22 protein-coding genes are annotated in these 25,617 nt (G+C 51.5%); 18 read left to right on the plus strand and 4 right to left on the minus strand.

Annotation, left to right across the window (positions count from 1 at the left end; translation table 11 throughout):
- The first annotated feature begins 2 nt into the window (after nt 1-2).
- The 5 genes from J2Z70_RS22375 (at nt 3) to ispG (ending at nt 5,790) form a co-directional block, all read left to right on the plus strand.
- Entirely contained in the window at nt 3-932 is a 930-nt protein-coding gene (locus J2Z70_RS22375; RefSeq protein ID WP_209876881.1) for a hypothetical protein, read from the plus strand.
- 95 nt (nt 933-1,027) lie between these two features.
- Nucleotides 1,028-2,371 carry a trigger factor gene (gene tig, locus J2Z70_RS22380; RefSeq protein WP_036726030.1) on the plus strand — a complete coding sequence of 448 codons (1,344 nt, stop codon included), beginning with the start codon at nt 1,028-1,030 and terminating at the stop codon, nt 2,369-2,371.
- 283 nt (nt 2,372-2,654) lie between these two features.
- Entirely contained in the window at nt 2,655-3,245 is a 591-nt protein-coding gene (clpP, locus tag J2Z70_RS22385; RefSeq protein ID WP_036726029.1) for an ATP-dependent Clp endopeptidase proteolytic subunit ClpP, read from the plus strand.
- Between the two features lie 12 nt (nt 3,246-3,257).
- Nucleotides 3,258-4,514, plus strand: coding sequence for an ATP-dependent Clp protease ATP-binding subunit ClpX (clpX, locus tag J2Z70_RS22390; protein WP_209876883.1), 1,257 nt, complete (start codon nt 3,258-3,260; stop codon nt 4,512-4,514).
- A gap of 130 nt (nt 4,515-4,644) precedes the next feature.
- On the plus strand, nt 4,645-5,790 hold the full coding sequence (gene ispG, locus J2Z70_RS22395) for a flavodoxin-dependent (E)-4-hydroxy-3-methylbut-2-enyl-diphosphate synthase (protein WP_209877026.1): 1,146 nt from the start codon (nt 4,645-4,647) through the stop codon (nt 5,788-5,790).
- Between the two features lie 85 nt (nt 5,791-5,875).
- On the opposite strand, the gene J2Z70_RS22400 is transcribed toward ispG, so the two are convergent.
- Genes J2Z70_RS22400 through J2Z70_RS22415 form a run of 4 tightly spaced genes read right to left on the minus strand, consistent with a single transcriptional unit; the run spans nt 5,876 to nt 9,953 of the window.
- Nucleotides 5,876-6,997 (minus strand): GerAB/ArcD/ProY family transporter, encoded by a 1,122-nt coding sequence (locus tag J2Z70_RS22400; protein WP_342593045.1) that lies wholly within the window; start codon nt 6,995-6,997, stop codon nt 5,876-5,878.
- A gap of 33 nt (nt 6,998-7,030) precedes the next feature.
- The gene (locus J2Z70_RS22405) at nt 7,031-7,240 is read right to left on the minus strand and encodes a hypothetical protein (protein WP_209876889.1); all 210 of its coding nucleotides are present in this window, start codon (nt 7,238-7,240) and stop codon (nt 7,031-7,033) included.
- Nucleotides 7,237-8,442, minus strand: coding sequence for a Ger(x)C family spore germination protein (locus tag J2Z70_RS22410; protein WP_209876891.1), 1,206 nt, complete (start codon nt 8,440-8,442; stop codon nt 7,237-7,239). The genes J2Z70_RS22405 and J2Z70_RS22410 overlap by 4 nt, the downstream gene beginning before the upstream one ends.
- A 41-nt stretch (nt 8,443-8,483) precedes the next feature.
- On the minus strand, nt 8,484-9,953 hold the full coding sequence (locus J2Z70_RS22415) for a spore germination protein (RefSeq protein ID WP_425355123.1): 1,470 nt from the start codon (nt 9,951-9,953) through the stop codon (nt 8,484-8,486).
- 182 nt (nt 9,954-10,135) lie between these two features.
- On the opposite strand from J2Z70_RS22415, the gene lonB reads away from it, so the two are divergent.
- From lonB to J2Z70_RS22480, 13 genes are all read left to right on the plus strand, one after another.
- Nucleotides 10,136-11,845, plus strand: coding sequence for an ATP-dependent protease LonB (gene lonB, locus J2Z70_RS22420; RefSeq protein ID WP_209876895.1), 1,710 nt, complete (start codon nt 10,136-10,138; stop codon nt 11,843-11,845).
- 233 nt (nt 11,846-12,078) lie between these two features.
- Entirely contained in the window at nt 12,079-14,472 is a 2,394-nt protein-coding gene (gene lon / locus J2Z70_RS22425) for an endopeptidase La (protein ID WP_209876897.1), read from the plus strand.
- 12 nt (nt 14,473-14,484) lie between these two features.
- Entirely contained in the window at nt 14,485-15,150 is a 666-nt protein-coding gene (gene yihA / locus J2Z70_RS22430) for a ribosome biogenesis GTP-binding protein YihA/YsxC (RefSeq protein ID WP_036726020.1), read from the plus strand.
- A gap of 24 nt (nt 15,151-15,174) precedes the next feature.
- Entirely contained in the window at nt 15,175-15,768 is a 594-nt protein-coding gene (locus J2Z70_RS22435; RefSeq protein WP_245368449.1) for a non-ribosomal peptide synthetase module, read from the plus strand.
- Between the two features lie 101 nt (nt 15,769-15,869).
- On the plus strand, nt 15,870-16,652 hold the full coding sequence (locus J2Z70_RS22440; protein WP_209876899.1) for a tyrosine-protein phosphatase: 783 nt from the start codon (nt 15,870-15,872) through the stop codon (nt 16,650-16,652).
- 86 nt (nt 16,653-16,738) lie between these two features.
- Nucleotides 16,739-18,751, plus strand: a complete 2,013-nt coding sequence (locus tag J2Z70_RS22445) for an S-layer homology domain-containing protein (protein ID WP_209876901.1) — start codon at nt 16,739-16,741, stop codon at nt 18,749-18,751.
- A gap of 92 nt (nt 18,752-18,843) precedes the next feature.
- The gene (locus J2Z70_RS22450; RefSeq protein WP_076159883.1) at nt 18,844-19,626 is read left to right on the plus strand and encodes a YveK family protein; all 783 of its coding nucleotides are present in this window, start codon (nt 18,844-18,846) and stop codon (nt 19,624-19,626) included.
- Nucleotides 19,607-20,293 (plus strand): CpsD/CapB family tyrosine-protein kinase, encoded by a 687-nt coding sequence (locus J2Z70_RS22455; RefSeq protein ID WP_209876903.1) that lies wholly within the window; start codon nt 19,607-19,609, stop codon nt 20,291-20,293. The genes J2Z70_RS22450 and J2Z70_RS22455 overlap by 20 nt, the downstream gene beginning before the upstream one ends.
- A 41-nt stretch (nt 20,294-20,334) precedes the next feature.
- Nucleotides 20,335-22,167 (plus strand): polysaccharide biosynthesis protein, encoded by a 1,833-nt coding sequence (locus J2Z70_RS22460; RefSeq protein WP_209876905.1) that lies wholly within the window; start codon nt 20,335-20,337, stop codon nt 22,165-22,167.
- A gap of 23 nt (nt 22,168-22,190) precedes the next feature.
- Nucleotides 22,191-22,871, plus strand: a complete 681-nt coding sequence (locus J2Z70_RS22465; RefSeq protein WP_209876907.1) for a hypothetical protein — start codon at nt 22,191-22,193, stop codon at nt 22,869-22,871.
- 2 nt (nt 22,872-22,873) lie between these two features.
- Nucleotides 22,874-23,926, plus strand: a complete 1,053-nt coding sequence (locus J2Z70_RS22470; RefSeq protein ID WP_209876909.1) for a stalk domain-containing protein — start codon at nt 22,874-22,876, stop codon at nt 23,924-23,926.
- Between the two features lie 120 nt (nt 23,927-24,046).
- Nucleotides 24,047-24,664, plus strand: a complete 618-nt coding sequence (locus tag J2Z70_RS22475) for a sugar transferase (protein WP_209876911.1) — start codon at nt 24,047-24,049, stop codon at nt 24,662-24,664.
- Entirely contained in the window at nt 24,665-25,561 is an 897-nt protein-coding gene (locus J2Z70_RS22480; RefSeq protein WP_209876912.1) for an NAD-dependent epimerase/dehydratase family protein, read from the plus strand.
- The last annotated feature ends 56 nt before the right edge of the window (nt 25,562-25,617 follow it).

Raw genomic sequence — 25,617 nt, forward strand, 5'->3', positions numbered from 1 at the left:
TCATGAATCAATTCAATTCCCCCGCCAAAGAGAACATCGTGCTGTTTCCCAAGACCCTGGATTACTACCAGATTCAGCTCACAGTTATGCTGGAGAATGAACGTTACGGGGAAGCGATGGAGCTGTTGCGTTTTTTGCTGCAGTGCCAGGGACAGGAAGAGCGGCACTACGAGGAATGGCGGTCGCTGCTGGAATGGCTGGCGGCGGCCTTCCCCTACGCGGCGCAGGGCGGTGACGGGGACGATGCCCCAGATGCGGAGGATATGGATCTGGGGGAAGAGGACATGGCCCGGATTCTGGCCAGATCCAAGCTGGAGGAGGATGCGGAGTACCCGGATAAGCTGCTGAAGCGGGTGATGAACGAACCGCTGTCTGAAGCGACCGTGCTGGCGCTGGAGCAGCTCTCCTACCTGGAGGGGAGCGGGGTGGATGAAGCGCTGACCGGCTGGCTGCAGCAGGCGGAGGTGCATCCGCTGCTGCAATTCCGCACGCTGCAGACGCTGCGGCGCAGAGGGGCTCAGGGGGCAATCAGACTGAGCCGGGGCCATGAGGCTGCTGAGGTGGAGATCGAGACCGTGCCGCTGCAGAACGACGAATTCCCGCCGCAGATCAGCCAGGTGCTGGAACGGGTGGCAGAGCAGGCGGAGGTGCATGAGCCGACGCTGTATTATTTTGCCCAGGAGCTGTGGGGGCAGTTCGTCATGTCCATCTACGGGACGGCGGATTACCGCAAGCTGCTGGACGGGGAGTATTCGGAGCTGGATATTTGGGCGGGGGCCCTGCACCAGATGGTGTCGGAGAGCCTGAACGGGAACCGCAAAGAAGAGGAAACACGGGGGATGTACGGCATCACCGATAGCATGCGCTTCCAATTTGAGGGGGCCTACCGTTCGCTCAGGGGATTCGTGAAGAGTTCTCTACTTGATAAATAAAGTAATGTTGTATATAATATAGTGGTTATTCTGTGCGTGAAATGTTGGACTATTTAAGTAAACATGTAACCTATTTTTGGAGGGAAAAGTATATTATGAAAGCAACTTGGGAAAAGATAGAGAAGAACCTCGGAGTTCTTGAAGTCGAAGTAGAAGCAGACCGCGTAGCTGCAGCACTCGACAAAGCCTTTAATAAAGTGGTAAAGAAAGCAAACGTACCTGGATTCCGTAAAGGTAAAGTACCGCGGCCGATTTTTGAATCCCGTTTCGGTGTTGAAAGCCTGTATCAGGATGCTATCGACATTCTTCTTCCTGAAGCTTACGGCGAAGCCGTTGAACAGACTGACATCTTCCCTGTAGACCGTCCTGAAGTGGACATCGAGCAATTCGCCAAAGGCCAGCCGTTCATCTTCAAAGCGAAGATCACAGTTAAGCCAGAAGTGAAGCTGGGCGAGTACAAAGGTCTGGAAGTTCCAGTACAGAAGGCAGAAGTTACTGACGAAGAGCTGGATGCTGAACTGAAGCGTCTGCAAGAGCGTCACGCTGAGCTTGTTGTCATTGAAGAAGGAGCAGCAGCGAACGGCGACATCACAGTAATTGATTTTGACGGTTCCGTTGACGGCGTTCCATTCGAAGGCGGACAGGCTGAGCGTCATTCCCTGGAGCTGGGCAGCAATTCCTTCATTCCAGGATTCGAAGAGCAGGTAGTGGGCATGTCCACTGGAGACTTCAAGGATGTTGAAGTAACCTTCCCTGAGACTTACCACGCTGCTGAACTCGCAGGCAAAGCTGCTGTATTCAAAGTGAAGCTGCACGAAATTAAGCGCAAACAGCTTCCTGAGCTGGATGATGAATTCGCCAAGGATGTTAGTGAATTCGACACACTGGAAGAATACAAAGCAGACCTGAAAGCACAGCTCGAATCCCGTAAGCAGGAAGAGCTGAAGAGCGTTCGTGAATCCGCGGTAGTCGACGCAGCAGCAGCTAATGCTGAAGTGGAAATTCCTGAAGCCATGATCGCCAGCGAAGTGGAGAACATGGTTCGTGACTTCGATACCCGTCTCCGCCAGCAGGGCATGAACATGGATATGTTCCTCAGCTTCTCGGGCCAGACTCGTGAAGACCTGCAGGGACAAATGAAGGGCGATGCTGAGAAGCGCGTTCGTAACAACCTTGTTCTGGAAGTTATTGCCAAGGAAGAGAAGATCGAAGTGTCGGAAGAAGAAGTTACGCAAGAGCTGGCTACTATGGCTGAAGCTTACAAGCGTACTCCTGAAGAGATCCGCAGCATTCTGGCAGCCAACGGTTCCCTGAGCAGCCTGAACGATGAGATCTCCCTGCGCAAGACCATCGAATTCCTCGTTAGCAACAGCGTGGAAGTTGAAGCTCCGGCAGCACCTGCAGAAGAAGCGGCAGCAGAAGAAGCAAAGGCTGAGTAAGCTTCAATCCTTTACCTAGAACGGCTATCCATTAGCCTCCATAGAGATTTGATAAGGCACGTAAGTTTTTGTTACGTGCCTTATTTTTATCGGGGGGGCTGGCGTTTGGTAGTACATATCATGAATCCGTCGATTGGCATTGTCCGTGGAATTGCGTTATAATGGCATGCACATGAGCAATGCGGTTTAGGGGCACAGTGAATAAATGACATCCCGCTTTGAACGTGTTAAAATATTTCTGAAACGGAAAGACTAATCTGTATAGAGAAAAGAGGTTGGTGGCATGAGTCTGGTACCAATGGTTGTGGAAACGACAAGCCGGGGAGAACGCTCATACGATATCTATTCCAGATTGCTCAAGGATCGCATCATCTTCCTGAGCAGTGCGATTGACGATGATGTCGCCAATCTGGTTATTGCGCAGTTGCTGTTCCTGGCAGCAGATGACCCCGAAAAAGACATTCACTTGTACCTCAACTCGCCCGGTGGTTCTGTCACAGCCGGCATGGGTATATATGATACGATGCAATATATCAAACCGGATGTTTCAACGATTTGCGTAGGGATGGCAGCCAGTATGGGATCATTGCTCCTGACAGCCGGAGCGCCCGGCAAGAGATATGCGCTGACCAACAGCGAGGTCATGATTCATCAGCCGCTTGGCGGCGTTCAGGGGCAGGCGTCCGACATCTGGATTCATACCGACTGGATTCTCAAGACCAAGGCGAAGCTGAATCAGATTTATGTAGAGCGCACAGGTCAGCCCCTTGACAAAATCGAACGGGATACAGACCGCGATAACTTCATGAGCGCGGAAGAAGCGAAGGAATACGGGCTCATTGACCAGGTACTCTCTTCACCGATCATATCTTAAAGGGGTGGTAAGATGTTTAAATTTAACGATGAAAAAGGACAATTGAAATGTTCCTTTTGCGGGAAATCACAAGAGCAGGTTCGTAAGCTCGTAGCGGGACCTGGCGTTTATATATGTGACGAATGCATCGAGCTGTGCACGGAGATTGTGGAAGAGGAGCTGGGCCACGAAGAAGAGCTGGATATGAAGGATATTCCGAAACCGAAGGAAATCCGTGATATCTTGGATCAATACGTTATCGGCCAGGAGCAAGCGAAGAAATCGCTCTCCGTTGCTGTATACAATCACTACAAGCGTGTGAACAGCCAGAGCAAGATTGAAGATGTGGAGCTGACGAAGAGCAACATTCTGCTGCTCGGACCTACAGGCTCCGGTAAGACCCTGCTGGCGCAGACGATGGCGAAGATCATCAACGTGCCTTTTGCCATTGCAGATGCCACTTCCCTTACGGAAGCCGGTTATGTGGGTGAAGACGTTGAGAACATTCTCCTGAAGCTGATTCAAGCGGCTGATTATGATGTGGAGAAAGCCGAACGCGGCATTATCTATATAGACGAAATTGACAAGGTAGCGCGTAAATCCGAGAACCCGTCCATTACCCGTGACGTATCCGGTGAAGGCGTTCAGCAGGCGCTGCTGAAGATTCTGGAAGGTACAGTCGCTTCAGTTCCGCCGCAAGGCGGACGCAAGCATCCGCATCAGGAATTCATTCAGATCGATACTACGAACATTCTGTTCATCGTGGGCGGTGCCTTCGACGGCCTGGAGCAGATGATCAAGCGCCGTATCGGCAAAAAAGTCATCGGCTTCAACGCTGCGGTTGAAGGACAGAAGGACCTCAAGGCCGGTGAATACCTGTCCATGGTATTGCCTGAGGATCTGCTGAAGTTCGGTCTTATCCCAGAGTTCGTCGGCCGTCTGCCGGTGATCTCGACCTTGGAGCCGCTTGATGAGAGCACCCTGGTACGTATTCTCTCCGAGCCTAAGAATGCGCTCGTGAAGCAGTATGTGAAGCTGCTGGAGATGGATAATGTAGCTCTGAAGTTCGAACCGCTTGCTCTTGAAGCGATTGCGAAGGAAGCGATCAAGCGCAACACCGGTGCCCGCGGACTGCGTGCCATCATCGAGAGCATTATGCTTGATGTGATGTACGAGGTGCCTTCACGGGATGACATTAAGGATTGTGTCATTACCGAGGAGGTTGTTAAGGAGAAGTCCCTGCCGGAGCTTAGTCTCAAGAAGGATAAGAAAAAAGAAGAAAGCGCGTAAGCCAGGCTTAAATAACCGGGCCTGACACGGCTTAACAATACAGCTCAGGGTCTCCACTTTCTCCCGCACACCCCGCATGACCTGCGGGGGCGGGGAGGGTGGAGCTTTGATCGTTATGGGGGAGAAAACCATGTTCCTGAGACACCAGACCCGTCCCGTCAATGTTGGCGGAGTGATTATCGGGGGTAACAACGAGGTTGCCATCCAAAGCATGTGTACGACCAAGACCGCTGATGTGGAGGCAACCGTGGCCGAGATTCTGCGGCTGGAGGAAGCCGGCTGTCAGCTAGTGCGCGTAACGGTCAACAATGAAGAAGCGGCAGCAGCGATTAAGGAAATCAAGAAGCAGATTCATATCCCGCTCGTAGCGGATATTCATTTCAATTACAAGCTGGCCCTGCTGGCGATTGAGAACGGCATCGACAAGGTGCGGATCAATCCCGGCAATATCGGACGCCGTGATAAGGTGGAAGCTGTTGTTAAGGCCTGTAAGGAGAAGGGGATACCGATCCGTATCGGGGTTAACGCCGGTTCACTGGAGAATCACCTGCTGGAGAAATACGGTTATCCTACACCGGAGGCGATGGTTGAGAGTGCCTTGTACCATATCGGCATTCTGGAGGAGCTGGACTTCCACGATATTATCGTATCGCTGAAGGCGTCCGATGTGCCAATGGCCATCGAAGCCTACCGCAAGGCAGCGGAGGTCATTCCTTATCCGCTGCATCTGGGGATTACCGAGTCCGGTACTCTGTTCGCCGGAACAGTGAAGAGCTCCGCCGGGATCGGCGCGCTGCTCTCCATGGGCATCGGCAGTACAGTGCGGATCTCCCTGAGTGCTGATCCGGTAGAGGAAGTGAAGGTGGCCCGTGAGCTGCTGAAGACCTTCGGTCTGATCTCGAATGCGGCAACTCTGATCTCCTGCCCGACCTGCGGACGCCTGGATATTGACCTCTTCTCGATTGCGAACGAAGTGGAGGAGTACATCTCCAAGCTGAAGGTGCCGATTAAGGTATCCGTCCTCGGCTGCGCGGTGAATGGTCCGGGGGAAGCCAGAGAAGCGGACATCGGCATCGCCGGTGCGCGCGGAGAAGGGCTGTTGTTCCGTTACGGCAAGATGATCCGCAAGGTGCCTGAGGCGGAGCTGGTCTCCGAGCTGAAGAAGGAGATTGACATTATTGTGGAGCATTTTGAGGCGACTGGCGAGATTCCCGGCCGTAGTCATGCCGGACTGGCTCCAGCCGCTGCGCTCAGCAATTCGGAGAACGGGAATTAACAGAACACCCCGTTCGTTACGAACCCTGTCCTAATTATAATTATGTCCATGTACCTGAAGTGCCCCGCTGCAGAAGTCTGTCCGATCAGACGTTTGCACCGGGGCGCTTTTTCATGCGAATCTTACGTATAGTTTTCTTCAACAAAGTTAGCATATAGAGCAGTAAGGGAAGAATCACCAAGAAGATGAACGCGAAATTCCCCCATACTTTTGCAATGATTTCATTAACATAAACGGTATTGATATAAGTATTCCAAGCGATGATGATGAACAATACAGCCAGAGGATAGATGAGATAGTCCTGCTTCCGCAGATGGAAGACGGATTGAAGCCCCTTCAGAATGGAGAAGTAGAGCAACGAGATTTTGATGAAAAAGGTCAGTACCCAAATGGTGATCAGAATGCCTTCGACCCGCTGCAGAATATTTCCGATATTGATCGTTTTGGCCAGTGCATAGGCGGGGAAGGTGCTGTTCTCCGTCTGTTCAATCCCAAGAATGAGCAAGCTGAGCAGCACGATGATGCTAAGGACCATGCCGCCTGTGAACGTGCCCAGCAGAAAGGCCCGCTCCCCGCTTTTTGGCTTCCTGACGAGTGGCAGGAAGGTCATCAGCACGATGAGTTCCTGAAATACAGCGGATTGATAGCCGCCAAGGAGGATAGGAGGTAACCCCCCTTCCAGGACCGGCTTGATATGATTCCATTCGATTTTGGGAATCAGGGCCAGCACCAGAATCAGGAACAGGAACAGCACCCAGGGGAATAATAATTCGCATACTCTGGCAAATACAACAACCCCTGAACTGACACTCACTATGGCAGCGATCAGGAAGATAATCTGGACCGCTTCAATTGGTGTTTCGGGCAGAATCTCACTGGTGATGAAGAAGCCGAGGTCGCCCAGCAGCGTACCGGTGAGAATCATGAAATAGAACAGATACAGTAGCGAGACAATTTTGCCAACCCATTTGCCGAAACCCGCTTCGAGTATTTCATAGAGATCTCTGCCGGGATACAGGCGGGCAACCGCGAGATACAGGATGACCATAATCAGATTAATCAGGAGGCTGCAAAGAGCAGCGACCCAGGCATCTTCTCTTGCAGTATGTGCTAATCCGCTTGGGATGATCAGAATGGAGGTTCCGATGGTGAGTCCGAAGGTCATGATATAGAACTGCCGTAAGGAAATACCCGAACGATTCTTCACAGGTGGTTCACTCCCTCGCTCATGAAAGTTATTTCAGGACAGAAGCTGCATGATACTGCGTACCCAGTCGAGCGGCCTGAACTGAGGCAAGTCTGCCATGTCCAGTAAGGTTGCCGCAACCGTAAGACTCCAGAGACTATAGAAGGCGGCTGCATCCCGCAGTGACCGTAGCCTAATTACGGCAGGTGTCTTCAGGATCAATACCAGTAACAGAAAGAACAGCAGAATCAGATTCCAAGTCATTTTTCCTCTATCTCCTGTTTCAAGGGTTGGATGATCGAACCGATGCGCTGAATCACTATCTTGGAGCGTACTTTTACCTTGACGGTTCTGAAGCTGTCCTCCCAATTCTCGCGGTACGTTCGCCACAGACGGGGATACTTCCGGTGCAGGGCTTCGCCGAACCCGAAGATGTCAGCGCCGTATTTCTGCTGGACCTCCCGGATATTTTGCGTGAGGCTGAGGTCATAATCCTGCTCCAGATTCCTCTGAATATCTTCGATGCTGGCCGGATTATTCAGATTAAGCTTGCCTTGAATCGTGGTGAGATTGGCTTCAATATTTAGCCTTACCGTAAATTCAGGCTTGCCCTGTGCATCTAGCCGGACATCCAGATTGCTGTCTGAACGGGTTATTATGAAGCCTGCAAGCCCGCCTCCGGGACTGTGTTCATTGCTAACTGTGGAGTCTACTTCATCCAGGACATAATTGACCGTTTTGCTGCCAGGTTCGTCCAGCCAGCCAACCAGCTTGTCTTTTTTGAACACTGCGATTCCCGCATGCTCGATCATGGTCTTCGGGCTGATCGTATCCACATTATTCACGGACCCTCCATTCTGCCTGTCTCCATTCAGTTGCACACCGGACATCACCGGGTTGGAGCCGCCGCGCTCCAGCTCGGTAATGAACTGCTGGAGAGTCACTTTCCCTGTGGCTGCCCATTTTTTATGCGAGACCAGAATCGAAGAATACAGGGAGTTCGCCGGAATATGCTCGAATGGGGTGATGATTTCCAGTATCTTGGAGGCCCTGGATTCCTTCGCCACCAGCAGGAAGAAATCCGTACGCAGCTCATGGTTGCGAGAGATGAAGTCCAGCACATCGCTGACTCCCCTGCGGGCCAAGGCCTCTCCGATGACTAACACGCGGATGTGGGCCAGATAGAGCATACGCGGAGTCATGCTCAACATACGCTGCAACGCATCGGGAACAGTTCTGCCAATGGCCTGATAAGTCACCACAGGCACCCCCCCGGAGCTGCCGCCCTTCTGGTTGCCCGCCTCCCCGGGATTCATCACCTGAACAGTGACGGCATAGCCGCCCGGATCGAGATCAATGCCGAGCGCCATGACGAGCGCCAGATCATTCAGCTCTTTGCGGCTCCAGCATCCGGTGAGCAAGGTAAGGCTGATGATCAGAAGGATACACAGGAATTTTCTCCACATGGCCAGCAGTCCTTTCGTTGAAGAGAGTTCATGTCGCCCTGCTAATTCTGCCCAAAATACTTCTTCATGGTGCGCCGGGATAAGCGGATGAACGTATCTTTCTGGCTCTGCCGGCGCATGGGGGCAAAAGAGGTCATGTAAGGGATGCCCATAGATTCAAGGCTGCACAGATGCAATCCCAGAATAATCAAGGCAATGATGATTCCGAATAGACCGAAGGAAGCGGCAATAACCATCAGGACAAACCGCAGCATCCGCACGGAAATTCCCACATTGAAGGCAGGCAAGGTGAAATTGGCGATGGCTGTAATGGATACGACAATAACCATGGCCGCCGAGACAAGTCCTGCATCGACCGCCGCTTGACCAATCACCAGCGTTCCGACGATGGACACCGACTGGCCGATCGACTTGGGCAGACGGATGCCGGCCTCGCGCAGAATCTCGAAGGTAATCTCCATGATGAAGGCTTCAAGGAAGGCCGGAAAAGGAATCCCCTCGCGCTGCCCGATCAGACTGATCAGCAGGGTGGTCGGAATCATCTCCTGGTGGAAGGTAGTGATCGCTATATAGAAGGAGGGAGTCAACAGTGCGATGGCAAAGCAAAAGAAGCGGAGCATCCGGACCAGAGTGGCAAAATCACTCCGCTGGTAATAATCCTCACTGGACTGGAAGAACTGCACTAATAGCGCTGGAACCACCAGGATAAACGGGGTGCCCTCCACCAGAATGGCGATCCGGCCTTCCAGCAGTGCGGATGCGGCCGAATCCGGCCGCTCCGTATTATAGACAGTCGGAAAGGGGCTGTAGCGCTGGTCCTGAATCATCTCCTCGATATAGTTACTCTCCAGCACACTGTCGAGCTTAGCGGCATCCAGCCGCCTGCGCAGCTCCTGCAGCACTTCGGGATCGGCATTGCCTTCAATATACATCACTGCGACATTGGTCTGGGTCTGCTCTCCAAGCTTCCGCTGTTCAATACGCAGCTTGGGGTTCTGGATACGCCGGCGGATCAGCGCCGTGTTCTCCCGCAGGGATTCGGTGAAGCCTTCACGCGGCCCTCTTACTACAGATTGGGATACCGCGTCTTCCACTGAACGCTGCTTCAGCGCTTCTGTACCGGCAGATAACGCATGCGTGCTTCCATCGATATAGATGACCGAGTTACCGGCCAGCAGCTCCGTCTCTACCTCTGTATAATTAGTAATCCCTCCAACCTTGCCGAGGGAGAGTGTTCTGTCTTGCAGCAGCTTCAAGCAGCGCTCCGGCTGCGGTTCACTGAACTCATTGAACTGGCCCGCGTCTTCATGAATGGCCTTCATCAGAGCCTGCGGATCAGCCATTCCTTCAATATATACAACCACTACAGACGAGGGTCCGAGTGTAATGAATCGGTAGATGATATCTGTACTTGTGCCTAGACGGACTTGTATTCCCTCTATAAAAGCGGACAGAGAGTCCGGCAGTTTCTCCTGCGGCGAGCCTGCGTTCTCCAGCTGTGTCATGTTCATTCGCCTCCCATCATCCCGTATAGTCTTTCCGTATGAGGTGATCCTATGCAATCTATCGGCAAGGAAGGAGACGGGGCTGCGGTTTTTTTGCTGCGGGAGTTTACGAATGTTTGAAACGGCTATACTACCTAGTAGAAGCTGAATACAGAATAGGCAGACGGAAGGATACAGGAGGGTGACCTATGGAACTAAGTATATTGCTGATGGTCGTGCAGCTCTTTTTCGCGCTGGTCATCGGCGTTTATTTTTGGAATCTGCTGCGGGGACAGAAGACGAACAAGACAGCGGTGGACAGGGAATCGCGCAAGGAGCTGGACAAGCTGCGGAAGATGCGGATGATCTCACTGACCAAGCCGCTCTCGGAAAAGACACGCCCCGCCTCCATTGACGATATCGTCGGACAGAAGGACGGACTGCGCGCCTTGAAGGCCGCGTTATGCAGTGCCAATCCGCAGCATGTTATTATCTACGGGCCGCCGGGTGTAGGCAAGACGGCAGCGGCGCGGGTAGTTATGGAAGAAGCGAAGAAGAATGCGTTATCGCCATTCAAACGCGATGCCAAATTCACCGAGATCGACGCCACTACGGCGCGCTTCGACGAGCGCGGCATTGCCGATCCGCTGATCGGCTCTGTGCATGATCCGATCTATCAGGGAGCGGGGGCCATGGGAGTGGCTGGAGTCCCGCAGCCGAAGCCGGGCGCAGTAACCAAGGCGCATGGCGGCATTCTGTTCCTCGATGAGATCGGCGAGCTGCATCCGATTCAGATGAATAAGCTTCTGAAGGTGCTGGAGGACCGCAAGGTGCTGCTGGAGAGCGCCTATTACAACTCTGAGGATAACAATACGCCTGCGTATATCCATGATATCTTTCAGAATGGACTGCCTGCCGATTTCCGGCTGGTCGGAGCCACGACAAGGTCGCCGGACGAGATCTCGCCGGCGCTGCGTTCGCGCTGCATGGAGATCTATTTCCGTCCGCTGCTGCCGGAGGAGATTGCCGTGATCGGACGGGATGCCGTCCAGAAGATCGGGCTGAAGCCAAGCCCGGAAGCGGTCGAGGTCGTGCAGCAGTACGCTACGAACGGCCGCGAGGCGGTGAATATGATTCAGCTGGCTGCGGGCCTTGCGCTGACCGAAGGCCGGGATACGCTGAGCGCTGCGGAAGTGGAATGGGTCGCCAGCAGCAGCCAGCTGCCGCTGCGGACGGAGCGCAAGATACCATCCGCCCCGCAGGTCGGACTGGTCAACGGCCTTGCCGTCTACGGGCCCGGCATGGGCACACTGCTGGAGATTGAGGTCTCAGCCGCGCCAGCCCTTAACGGGCTGGGCAGGCTGAATATCACCGGGGTAGTCGATGAAGAGGAGACACGCGGAGGCTCGCGGACTGTGCGGCGCAAGAGCATGGCCCGGGGCTCGATTGAGAATGTGCTGACCGTCCTGCGCTCCATGAAGCTGGAGCCGGACAAGTATGACCTGCACATTAACTTCCCCGGCGGGACGCCAATTGACGGCCCGTCCGCCGGGGTGGCCATGGCGGTAGCCATCGTCTCTGCCATCCGGCAGCTGCCGGTGGACAACACGGTGGCGATTACCGGCGAGGTCGGCATCCATGGCCGGGTGAAGCCGGTCGGCGGCGTAGTCGCCAAGGTGGAGGCTGCCTTCCAGGCGGGAGCAACGACTGTGCTGATTCCGAAGGAGAACTGGCAGTCGCTGTTCGCCGATCTCGGCGCTCTGCGGGTGATCCCCGTGGACACGGTGGAGGAAGTCTTCCGCCACCTGTTCGGCACGGATACGGCAGACATCAGAATGCCCGCCGTATCCGGCGAGACCTTCTCTTCGGCGCCTTCACTTCTGAAGGCGGATGCTTCGGGCGAGAGTCTGCCCGGGTAAGACAGACACATAGTAGAATCCCCTGGCGGGCAGCTGCCGGGGGATTTTTTTTGGCGCATTAGGAGGGGGAGCAGCAGCGGCATAGGACACGAATGTTCGGCGAATACTACATACCGATGGGTGAGCGTGCCAATAACGCCAATTGCGGACACGGGTTGTTGGTGTTTTCATGCGGCTTTTGTTAGAATGAATGCATATGACACTACTTATGAACCATGGGAGGTGCGAAAGCGATGATACAAAATAAATCCAAAGGTCGTCGTTTTCCTTTATTACCGCTTAGAGGTCTTCTTGTATATCCCAGTATGGTTCTGCATCTGGATGTAGGCCGTGAGAAGTCCGTCCGGGCACTAGAGAAAGCTATGGTTGAAGATAATCTTATTCTCCTCTGCTCCCAATCTGAAGTTAATATTGAGGAGCCGGGGCAAGAGGATATATTCCGCGTGGGTACAGTGGCGAATGTGCGGCAGATGCTGAAGCTTCCCAATGGTACGATCCGTGTGCTGGTGGAAGGCGTAGAGCGGGCTGAGATCATTCATTATACGGACAACGAGGAGTACTACGAGGTGATGGCGCGTGAGCTGCCGGAGCAGGAGGATGTGGACCAGGAGAGCGATGCCCTGATGCGCAGCGTACTGAGCCAGTTCGAACACTACATCACTTTGTCCAAAAAAGTAACGCCAGAGACACTCGCTGCGGTCTCCGATATCGAGGAGCCTGGGCGGCTGGCGGATGTCATCACCAGTCATCTGGCGCTGAAGATCAAGGACAAACAGGAGATTCTGGAGACCATTGACGTCAGCAAGCGTCTGGAGAAGCTGCTCGATATCCTTAACAATGAGCGTGAAGTGCTGGAGCTCGAACGCAAGATCAGCCAGCGTGTGAAGAAGCAGATGGAGAAGACCCAGAAGGAATATTACCTGCGTGAACAGATGAAAGCGATCCAGAAGGAGCTTGGCGAGAAGGAAGGCCGGGCCGGTGAAGCCGATGAGCTGCGCACCCAGATGGAAGAGAAGAATCTGCCGGAACGGGTGCAGGAGAAGATCCTGAAGGAGATCGACCGTCTGGAGAAAATGCCGGCAAGCTCGGCCGAAGGCAGCGTCATCCGCAACTACGTGGATTGGCTGCTTGGCCTGCCCTGGAGTGAAGCAACGGAAGATGATCTGGATATCCGTAAGGCGGAAGAAGTGCTGGACGCAGACCACTACGGTCTGGAGAAGCCGAAGGAACGGGTACTGGAATACCTGGCCGTGCAGAAGCTGGTCAAGGGTCTGAAGGGGCCGATTCTGTGTCTGGTAGGTCCTCCGGGCGTCGGCAAAACCTCGCTCGCCCGCTCTATCGCCCGCTCCCTGAACCGCAAGTTCGTCCGCATCTCGCTGGGCGGCGTGCGGGATGAAGCCGAGATCCGGGGTCACCGCCGTACGTATGTCGGCGCAATGCCGGGCCGGATCATCCAGGGGATGAAGACGGCAGGCAGCATTAACCCTGTCTTCCTGCTGGATGAGATCGACAAGATGGCAGCGGACTTCCGCGGCGATCCGTCGGCGGCCCTGCTGGAGGTGCTGGACCCGGAACAGAACAATACGTTCAGCGATCACTTCGTAGAGCTGCCGTTCGACCTGTCGAACGTCATGTTCGTCACTACCGCGAATGCTGTGCACAACATTCCGCGTCCGCTGCTGGACCGGATGGAGATGCTGTTCATTCCCGGCTATACGGAGCTGGAGAAGCTGCAGATTGCCAGCCGTTATCTGCTGCCGAAGCAGCGCAAGAGCCATGGCCTTGCGGAAGAGCAGCTGTCCATCGGAGACGATACGCTGCTGAAGATTGTCCGCGAGTACACCCGCGAATCCGGGGTGCGGAATCTGGAGCAGCAGATTGCTGCCCTCTGCCGCAAGGCGGCGAAGCAGATTGTCTCGGAAGAGAAGGAACGCGTCAGCATTCTTCCGGAGGAGATCAAGGATTACTTGGGAGCCTCCAAGTTCCGTTATGGAATGGCTGAGCTGGAGGATCAGATCGGTACCGTTACCGGGCTGGCCTGGACAGAGGTTGGCGGCGATACGCTGCTGATTGAAGTCACGGTGGTCCAGGGCACCGGGAAGCTGACGCTGACCGGACAGCTCGGCGATGTAATGAAGGAGTCGGCGCAGGCCGCCTTCAGCTATACCCGCTCTAAGGCGGAGGAGCTGGGGCTTGCCCCTGATTTTCACGAGAAGAACGATATTCACATCCATATTCCCGAAGGTGCGATTCCCAAGGACGGTCCGTCCGCAGGGATTACAATCGCCACGGCGCTGATCTCCGCGCTCACCAAGCGTTATGTCTCCAAGCATGTAGCCATGACCGGCGAGATCACGCTGCGCGGACGCGTATTGCCGATCGGAGGCCTGAAGGAGAAGTCCCTGGCCGCCCACCGTGCAGGCTACAAGAAGATTCTTATGCCGAAGGACAATGAACGCGACCTCAAGGATATTCCTGAGAGTGTCCGTAATGATGTCGAGTTCGTGCCGGTATCCCATATGGACCAGGTGCTGAAGCACGCGCTCGTAGACCATGCAGAAGACGTTAACACCGGCTCAGATTCAGATACAGAAATAAGCATTGAAGCGCCCAGTAGTGTGCATTAGAAAGGAAGTCTTATGAAAGTTAACAACGCCGAATTTATTATCAGTGCCGTAGGCCCTGACCAATACCCAGTGGATGCCTTGCCGGAGATTGCTCTGGCAGGGCGCTCCAATGTAGGGAAGTCCTCTCTGATCAACCGGATGATTAACCGCAAGAATCTGGCCCGCACCAGTTCTACGCCGGGCAAGACGCAGCATATGAACTATTATCTTGTGAATGAGAGCATGTATTTCGTTGACTTTCCGGGGTATGGCTACGCCAAGGTCTCGAAGACACAGCGCGCCTCCTGGGGCAAAATGGTCGAGAAGTACATGGCGGAGCGCGAGACGCTGAAGATGGTCCTGCTTGTCGTGGATCTGCGCCATCCGCCGACAGCCAATGACAAGATGATGTTTGACTGGCTGAAGCACTACGATCTGCCGCTCTGCGTAGTGGCTACCAAAGCGGACAAAATTCCGAAGACCCGCTGGCCGAAGCATATCAAGGTAATGAAGCAGGAGCTCGGTGTGCTGCCGGGAGACAGCTTCATTGCGTATTCATCAGAGATTGGACTTGGCAAAGACGAATTATGGGAACTTATAGATAGACATACTCTACCCACCGAAGAAGAGCTTCCGGCAGAACCGGATGATCAGGATTCCGGGGATGAACCGCAGCACGAAGCGCCTTCCGAGACTTAAGGGTTTGTCATTAAGAATTGAGGGATGTTTATGGCTCAGCGTCTGGCAATGGAATATGTGAATGCAACGATGCAAATGACCGAATTTCAGCTGAACCAGTTTCTGCTGACCGCTGATACCAGCTATATCAGTCACCGTGTGAAGGTACTGGGCGCGGGCGAACAGGAGATTGTGCTGGAGGAGGCCGGAGGCGAGGAGGTCCATCTGTCTTTTGAACGCAAAGGCGGCATCTATATGGGTTCCTTGTCCTGCAGGGTGGTGAATCCTCATCTGATTAATGCAGTCCGCAAACTATTCTTCATGTATAAGGGCACGGGGACCGTAAACCGGATTTATAAGGATCTTACAATGATGTACTACTATGAAGGCGGCTCGGTGCGCCGGATCTCGGAAGTGAGACCGGGCGGCACCAAGCTGATCTATCAGCATAAATATTCAGTAGCAGAGATGCTGGCTGTCTACAAGCGTCAGAGCGTAGAATGTGAGATTGAGCAGCTCCGTCAAGAGATTAATAGACTGCTCGATATGCGCAACCGTAGTCAGCAAGAGGCAGTAATTAAGGAAGTCGATGAGAGACTTGCAGAGGCGGCCGTCCGGCTGTTCCGACTGGAAGCATAAATGATATTGTTTTAAAATTTGGCAATCATTTCCTAGTGAAATGGTTGTATTTTTTTGCGAAAACTATACATATCCTCTACGAAAGGACCGATAAACAACATATGATAGATATCCATAGCCACATTCTACCCTTCATGGATGACGGAGCCGCTGATTACGACGCCGCTCTCGCCATGGCGCTTGACGCCCATAACGATGGTATTACAACTGTAGTGGCTACCCCCCACCATGCGAACGGAGTCTATATGAATCCGGCTCCGGAGATTGAGGCGGCGGTGCGGGTGCTGAACGCGAAGCTGCAGGAGGCAGGCAATCCGCTGGTCGTGCTGCCGGGGCAGGAGATCCGGATCTACGGAGAACTGCTCGATGATCTGGAGCGCGGACAACTGCTGACGCTTGCCGGTTCCCGGTATATTTTGCTGGAGATGCCCTCTTCGCGGGTGCCCCGCACGATGGAAGAGACCTGCCATGAGCTGGTCATCCAGGGCATGGTGCCGGTTATCGCCCACCCGGAGCGCAATGCGGAGGTTGCTGCCGATCCGTCCAAGCTGCTGCGGTTAATAGAGCTTGGTGCCCTGGGGCAGGTTACCGCACAGAGTATGGCCGGCGTATTCGGGAGTAAGCTGCAGAAGCTGTCGCTCGAATTATGCCGCCAGCATGCCGTGCATATTATTGCATCAGATGCGCATGATTCTGTGCACCGTCCCTTTGGATTAAGCGAGGCTTACGGAGTGGTGCGGCGGGAATTGGGAGAAGAATCATTCGACTTTTTTCTACAAAATGCGCGCGACATCCTTGCAAATAACGAGATTAATCGAGTGAATTCTATTCAATCTAACAGCAAACTTCATAGATTGTTCGGATTTTTTTCTCGCAAAGGGTGACCTTCTGTGTCATTAATGGTAGAATGGGTATTACTGGATTCTTGCACTATTATTAATACAAATACATACCAAGAGGTGGATGACAAGTGACTTTGAAGAAAAAATTAGCAGTATCTACACTAGCAGTAAGCATGGCAGCGGCATCCGTTGCCGGATTCCCGTTCAGCAGCAAGGGGCTGGCTGAACATTTTGGAGTGAGTACAGCTTCCGCAGCAGCAGTATCGCAGGCAGATGTGAAGGCGAAGGTTGAGAAGATTTATGGTCAACTGACAGAAGCCGACAGATTATTGCTTCTGAATTACAAAAATCAAGCAAACGCTGTGGATCTTGCAGCATTCAGAGAAATCTTCAAGCCAGTACTTGAGAAGCTTACCTTCCTGGAAGAAGCTGACGTGGTAACTGCCCATGAAGCATTCAAGAGCGTATCCAGTGTAGTCTATGATGTGTATGACAAGGATTACACTGCAATCAAGAATATCCGTTATGATGTGAAGAATGTGGACCTGCTGAAGAAGATTGCAGACAAGGCAGGCGTAAAGAATCTTACAACGGATGATTTCATTGATTTCCTGTTCGGCGCTGATGGTGTTGAAGCCCAGCTCCGCGCATTACTCAGCAGCAAAACTAGCTCGGAACTGTTGGACATCGTTGCTAATCCTGCAAGCCAGGACAAATTGATTAATGATGCCATTACTACAGTACTTAACCACAAGACAGGTACTGGAGCTCTTACAGTAAGCCAAGTAGTATACAACCTTAACATCTCTCCTGCTGATGTTAAGGAGAGCCTGAATAACCTGAGTGTTGCAGTTCCAGCAACGAAACCAGCAGTGAAAGCCCTTGCTACAGCTTATATCAAAGCTTACGGCTTCAGCGGTGGCGGTACTACTAACCCTCCTGGAACTGGCAATGGCGGTGGCGGCAACGGCACAGTAACTGCTCCGGTTACGAACCCTACAGCTACACCAGGTGTATACGATGTATCCAAGCTGGTAACGATTGTGGGCGACAAAGCAACCCTGAAGCTCGTAGATGCTGACGTACTGAAAGCCTTCGATGCACTGGTTGCTGCCAATGCCGGTAAGACAGGTCTTACCCTTACCCTGGACCTGGGTACAGTAAATGCGGCAACGGTAGAAGTGCCATTGTCCAAAGCAATCATCGAAGCAGCCAAGGCGAAAGGCATTGCCAACATCGCCATTACCTTCAACGGCTTGACCGTAACGATTCCGGTAGGACAGTTCAGTGAAGCTATTACCCTGACTGCTTCCACCGTAGCAGATACAACCGTAACCTCTGTGTCCAGCCTGAAGCTGGCATCCAGCGTATATGATTTCGAACTGACTGTGGGCGGCGTTGCAACAACAACCTTCCAGCAGCCAATCATTATCAAGCTGCCGCTTAAGAATACAGAAGGCCTTGACCGTGAACTGCTGTCCGTAGCGAAGGTAGTATACGGCGCACTGCAATTCCAGGGCGGGGTTGTAGATGGTGATCACATCACTGAACCGCGTGACGGCTTCTCTTCTTACGCTGTACTGGAGAACAAAGTCAGCTTCAAGGATGTTGCAAGTGTTCAGGCTTGGGCTGGAAGACAGATCTCAGTCGTAGCAGCCAAGGGCGCTATTGAAGGCGTAGGCAATGGCAACTTTGCTCCGAAGAACAATGTGACCCGTGCAGAATTCGCCAAGATGCTGATCCGCGCACTGAACCTGGAGAACAACTCCGCGAAGCAGAGCTTCGGCGATGTAAGCTCGACTGCCTGGTATGCTCCTTACGTAGCTGTTGCTGCTGAGAAGGGTATCATTACTGGACGCAGTGCAGCCCAGTTCGATCCTAATGCAACGATTACCCGTGCTGAGATGGCAACGATGATTGCCCGTGCCGTGAAGTCGCAGAAGCCGGAAGCTGCAACGAATGTCAGCTCCCTCAGCAAATTCTCCGATGCAGGCAAGATCGCTGCTTCCCTGAAAGACGGAGTAGCCTTCGCTGCCAGCAACAACCTGGTGATCGGCAACGCCGGCAAGTTTAACCCTAACAACACAGCTACACGTGCTGAAGCTGCAGTGATTATCTACCGTACAATCAACTTCAAGTAAGTAAATAGTATTGTGGAGAGCCTCCTCTCGTCGTATAGAGAGGAGGCACTTTTTTAGGATATAGGGTATAAGAATTTACAGCTTGGAGGGAAATGCACTTGTCAGCACAAGAATTGGATTTGCGCGATTATTTCCAGATTGTCAGGAAGAGACTGTGGATGATTATCAGCATTGTTATCGTGGCTTGTGTTCTTGCCGGGATCTACAGCTTATATATCAAGAATCCGGTCTATGAAGCTTCAACGAAGATCATCGTTAATCAGACGCCTACCCAAGCTACGGCAGCACAGCTGGATCTGAATCAGATCAATACCAACATTCAGCTGATCAATACGTACAAGGAAATTATCAAGACTCCGGCGATCCTCGATGTTGTGGCTAAGAACTACCCGCAGTTCGGGATTACGGCAGAGGAAATGCTGAAGAAGGTTAACGTGAGTTCTGTAAATAACACGCAGGTGATGACACTTGTCGTTCGAGATAATTCATACCAGAGAGCCGCAGAGATCGTGAATGCCATATCACTTGTATTCAAGCAGGAGATTCCGTCCTTGTTCAACGTACAGAATGTGTCCATCCTCAACGAAGCCAAGCTTAATCCGCCAGTTGCACCCGGACCGGTAGAGCCGAATGTGGTCATGAACCTCGCCATTGCTTTTATCGTATCCCTGATGATTGGTCTGGGGATTGCCTTTCTGCTGGAGTATCTCGATGATACGCTGAAGACAGAAGATGACATTAAGAAATACCTTGGACTTCCGACTATAGCTATGATTACGCGGCTGGGGCAGGAAGAAACCAAGACCACCGGGCAGCAGGCTCAGACACAGAGCAGAAAGGCGGGGGAACTCGAGCATGTCACAGCAGCCAAATAAACAACGTCATCTGATCACCGTGACCAACCCGCGTTCGCCGGTATCCGAGGCCTTTCGGGCACTGCGCACGAACATAGATTTCTCCTCTGTAGATGAACAGATCCAGATTATTATGGTCACTTCTTCCGGACCGGAGGAAGGGAAATCAACCGTTACTGCTAACCTGGCCGCTGCGTACGCGCAAGCGGATAAGAAGGTGCTGCTGATCGACGGTGACTTGCGTAAGCCTACAGCGCATAAGACTTTTACACTGAGTAACCGGTATGGGTTGTCTTCCTTGCTCTCGCAGCAGGCGAATCTGTCCGATGTGATTCAGGAATCCGGTGTGAACAACCTGTATCTGATGACATCCGGCCCGATTCCTCCGAATCCTGCTGAGATGATGGCCTCCAACCGGATGAGTGCGGTGCTGCAGGAGCTGCGTCAATTATATGATGTGATTCTGATTGATACACCGCCGCTATTGGCCGTTACAGATGCACAGATTGTTGCCTCCAAGAGTGATGGCGTAATTATGGTGGTCAGCTACGGTAAGGTGAAGCGCGATATTGCAGCTAAGGCGAAGGCCAATCTGGACCGGGTCGGGGCCAAGATGCTGGGCGTGGTCCTTAACAATGTGAAGCGCAAGGCCAGTGAAGGCTACTATTATTACTACTACGGCAATTGAATTGTTTAATAGATAAAATGTTATTTTTGGAGGCACTGAAAATGACAGCGAAAACCAGAGTGTTGGTGTTATTCATGATCGATATTGCGATCATATGGTTCAGCATCGTGACGTCCTACCTGTTCCGGTTCTACAATGAGATTCCGCCGGAATATGTGGTACAGATGATCGTGTTCGGCGTAATCTCCACGGTGGCCATCGGGGGAAGCCTGGTCTATTTCGGACTCTACCGCAGAATGTGGCAATATGCCAGTATTAACGAGATTATATCGGTTCTCAAAGCTATTGTAGTAGGAGCGGTGTTATCTTACGCTGCCGCATATCTGATACTGCCCGAGCGCGTGCCATTCAGCATAGAAGTCCGGTCTATGGAGACGGTTCTGCTGCTGGTGGGAGGCGTCCGCTTCTTCTGGAGAGTCTTCCGAAGTGACCGGAGCAATAATAAAAATACTGAGCTTCATACACTTATTGTCGGGGCCGGAGATTGCGGAATCCTGATTGCCAAAGAACTGACGGGACCTTCCTTCGCGAGCACCCGGCTGGTTGGATTCATTGATGACAGTGCAGATAAATATCACCTGTCCATCCTGGGTGTACCTGTACTGGGTAACCGTTATGATATTCCGCGGATTGTGAAGGAGAAGGAGATTCACGAGATTATTATCGCGATGCCCTCGGTCTCCAGAACAGAAATATCCGAGATTATTAATCTGGCCAAGGCTACAGGTGCGAAGCTGAAGATTATTCCGGCACTGAATGACCTGATCGCAGGCAAGATCTCTGTCAAGAAGCTCCGCGATGTCAGTGTAGAGGATCTTCTGGGCCGTGAGCCGATTGTTGCAGATATGAACAGCATTCTAGGCTATGTTCATAACAAGACCGTACTGGTAACGGGCGCGGGCGGTTCGATCGGATCAGAGCTATGCCGCCAGATATCCCCTTTTGCACCGGACAAGCTGCTAATTCTGGGACACGGCGAGAACAGTATCTATACCATTGAGATGGAGCTGCGTAAGAGCTTCCCTTATCTGGAGATCGTGACCGTAATTGCTGATATTCAGGACCGGTCAAGGCTGATGGATGTATTCCAGAGCTATAAGCCGCAGGTGGTCTTTCATGCGGCAGCACATAAGCACGTTCCTCTGATGGAGCGCAACCCCTCCGAAGCCATCAAGAATAATGTCTTCGGGACCCGCAATGTAGCCGACTGTGCAGACATGTATGGGGCAGAGCGCTTCGTGATGATCTCGTCCGACAAAGCCGTGAATCCTACCAGCGTCATGGGGGCCACGAAGCGGATTGCCGAGATGTATGTACAGAGTCTCAATGTAGCAAGCCCTACCAAGTTCTCTGCGGTACGCTTCGGTAACGTATTAGGCAGCCGGGGCAGCGTCATTCCCGCCTTCAAGCAGCAGATTGCAGCCGGTGGGCCTGTCACCGTAACTCATCCCGAGATGGTCCGTTACTTCATGACTATTCCCGAGGCCGTTCAACTGGTGATCCAGTCCGGCTCCTTCGCGAATGGCGGAGAAGTGTTTGTCCTGGATATGGGAGCACCGGTTAAGATTCTGGCTCTGGCCGAGGACTTAATCACACTGTCCGGTTACGAGCCTTATAAGGACATCGACATCACCTTCTCAGGCATCCGTGAAGGCGAGAAGCTGTATGAAGAACTGCTGACTGATGAGGAGAACCTGGGTTCCACTCAGCATGACCGGATCTTCATCGGCAGACCTAATGTCATCACCCGGAGCCAGATGGAGCTGGAATTCAAACGGTTAGAACGGGTGATCACCGAAGATGCAGAAGCCATCCGCGAAGTGATTAACCAGATCGTACCGATGCAGCCAGTGATCCAGGCAGCCATTAGCTAATTAGAGATGTGGAGGTACCTGAAGTGAAAAGATGGAAAAAAGTATTGATCTGGACGCTGTCAGTCATCGTGGTGTTAGGGGTTGGCGGAGTATTCGCAGCCAATTATGCTGTCGACAAGCTGATGAACTCAATGGCAGGCGGCTTCGATGTGGAAGCCGGCAATACACCCAGTGTCCCTCAAGGACAAGTGATTGAGCCTGTGGTAGCAGATAGCGACCCGTCTGCGGAGCCAGCAGCTTCCGTTGATCCTTCTTCAACCGCTGCACCAGCTAGTGCGCCTGCTTCCAGTAATGCCGGTGAGCCGGCAGCTGCCAGCACGGACAAGCCGGTAAGTAATGACAAGCCTGCAAGCACTCCTGCTCCAACACCTGCGGGTGTGGATGGATTAGCCCATATCTCAACGGACAAGGCCAAGGAAGTTCAAGAGAACGTAACGATCACAGATAAAGCGAATGTAGCAGCGATCGTAGCTAAGCAGCTCAGTGTCTCAGATATCAAGAGATTGCAAGAGTTAGCCCAAGGCGGACTTACCAATGAAGAGAAGCGGGAAGCCCGCAGCATCATCCTCGGCAAGGTCTCAGAGGAGCAATATAACGAATTAGCTCAGATTGCCAAGAAGTACGGCGTTAGCCAAGGCAAGACCCGGGATCAGATCTTAGCTGAAGAAGAGCAACTCAAAGCCCAAGAAAAAGGAAGTGAATAGGCATGTTCAAGATCAAGATTCCAGCAGCAGCACTTCTGAGCGTAGCCTTAATGGGCTGTGAGCCCCTGACAGCATCGGCTCCGGTTACCACCGTAGCGGCAGCTACTCCTGTAGCCACTGCAACAACAGCGCATCTCAAGGCGTCCAATGCTATCAAAGTACAGAATGTGGATGTAACCATGCTATTCGATGGTGTAGCCCTACAGCCGCCAGCCGGACAACATGTGTTCATGTACAATAACACTACTTATGTCCCTTTGCGCTTCATGTCGTATGCCCTGCAGAAGAGCGTAAGCTGGGATGCCAAGAACCTGAAGGTAACCGTAGCGGAGCCAAGCAGCTCAGAGATGGTAGTCATTAAGGAATACCTGATGAATGCGACTTCCAGTCCTTCTTTTACAGCCAAGAATATTACGCTGAACAACGTTAAGGCAAGCTATGTATTTAACGGGAGTACGAAGGCGTTGCCCCAAGGCCAGTCCAGCTATCTGCTGAACGGCTCGATCTATGTCCCCCTAAGATTCTTATCGGAATCTGTAGGAAATTCCATTAGCTGGAATCCAAAAACAAAGACCATTACTGCAAATTCTAAGAGCTATGAAGAAAGTACGGCTTCGGCGAAACCAACCGACAAGGGAATTAGTCCATCTGCAAGCCCGACACCGGTACCAGCAGCAACCCCTGTGGCTGAACCAGGTGGAGCAGCAGGCGGTTCAGGATCGGCAGGAACAGGGTCCGGTAAAGTTTCTTATGAGAGTATCACTAGTGAGACTGAAGCGAAGCTGAGCGCGCTACAGTCGCAGAGTACATCAACATTGTTAGGCATTGCTTTTGAATATATGAGCGCTACAGATGCTGCAACCAAGCAAAGTATCAAGGCCAAAGGGTTAGAGCAACTAGCCTCTTTTAAAGCCTCATTTAACAGTATAATTGCTGACGCTGAACAAAAACTAAACACTAACGGATATAGCACGGCTATTATTGCTCAGTATAGAGCAGCCTTTGAGGCTGACCTGGATAAGGGAAGAGCTATAGCAGAGGGTATGGGGAAATAGTAGTATTGAAAAGGTATCAAAATCAGAACAAACATGGTTTACAGTTGTAGGTTGCATTCTATTCAACCGTAGCTGTAAACCATAGTATCTCAAGGACAAGGTGAGCGTATGAAGCCTTATATGATCGTCAAACAAACTTTAGATTTCATATTGGCTCTAATTGGAATGCTCCTGTTATGGCCTTTTTTCTTGATTATTGCCGTGGTGATCAAGTCCACATCTAAAGGACCTGTTCTATTCCGGCAAAAGCGGTTAGGCAGGAACAAGAAAGAGTTCTATATTCTCAAGTTCAGAACTATGCGCACAGATACACCAAGCGATATGCCTACACATCTGCTGCAAGATCCTGATTTCTTCATTACCAAAGTAGGCAAATTCCTTAGGAAGACAAGTCTTGATGAGCTTCCTCAGATTATAAATATTCTCAAAGGCGACATGAGCATAGTAGGCCCGCGCCCTGCGCTGTGGAATCAATATGATCTGATTGCAGAGAGAGATAAGTATGGGGCGAACGACATTAAGCCGGGGCTTACTGGGTGGGCGCAGGTTAATGGGCGGGATGAACTGCCGAATGAAGTGAAGGCTAAGCTTGATGGAGAGTACACACAGAGAATCTCTCTAGGATTAGATCTTAAAGTATTCTGTATGACGATCCTCAGTGTGCTGAAGTCAGATGGGGTTAGAGAAGGCGCAGTGAGCACAGAAGCACCCCCCAACACCAAAGGAGCCTCGTTATAAATGGAGAAAAAAAGAATTCTTATCACAGGTAAGGGGAGTTATGTAGGTACCAGTCTCATGAAATGGTTAGATCAGTGGCCTAGTCAATACAATATTGAATTTTTATCATTAAAAGGTGAAGAATGGAGGGGGGTTGATTTAACTAAGTATGAAGTCATTTTCCATGTTGCAGCACTTGTTCATAAAAGAGAAAAAAAAACTTCGGAAGATCAATACTATAAAGTAAATAGAGATTTAACAATTGAATTAGCAACTAAAGCAAAGAAATCAGGAGTAGGTCATTTTATCTTTATGAGCTCTTTCTCAGTGTATGGATTTAATGGAGGGATAAAAAGTGAAGTTGTATTAAACAAAAATACAATATGTAATCCAAATTCATACTATGGTAAAAGTAAATTTGAGGCCGAAAAAGGTTTGACTGAAATTATAAGTGAAAATTTTAAAATTGCTATTATAAGAGCACCTATGGTGTATGGACCAAATTCACCAGGGAACTACGAAAGATTAAGAAGATTATCACTAAAAATTAAATTTTTCCCTTTAATAAAAAACCAAAGATCTATGATATTTATAGATTACTTATCTGAGTTTATCCGACTCGTTATAGACAATCAGGCTTATGGAACTTTCTTTCCTCAAAACAAAGAGTACATAAATACAAATAACTTAATAAAATTAATTTCAAGTGAAAATAATAAAAAAGTTATTTTTTCTAAATTTCTAGGTTTTGTTTTCTCTAAATTTGGAGTGAAAATAGGTGTGATAAAAAAGGTTTATGGAAATTTAGTGTTTGATTTAGATGACTCTAGCCATTTTGATCACAAATATTGTTTTTCTGACTTGAAGGAATCAATTAGATTTTCAGAACTGAATTTAAAAAATCAGGCGATAAAATGAAGTGTTTATAGAGTTGAAATTTTAAATCAATAGAAAATTTGTAGTCAGAGGTATCA

It is taken from the genome of Paenibacillus silagei, from assembly GCF_017874735.1.
GTDB lineage: Bacteria > Bacillota > Bacilli > Paenibacillales > Paenibacillaceae > Paenibacillus_AQ > Paenibacillus_AQ silagei.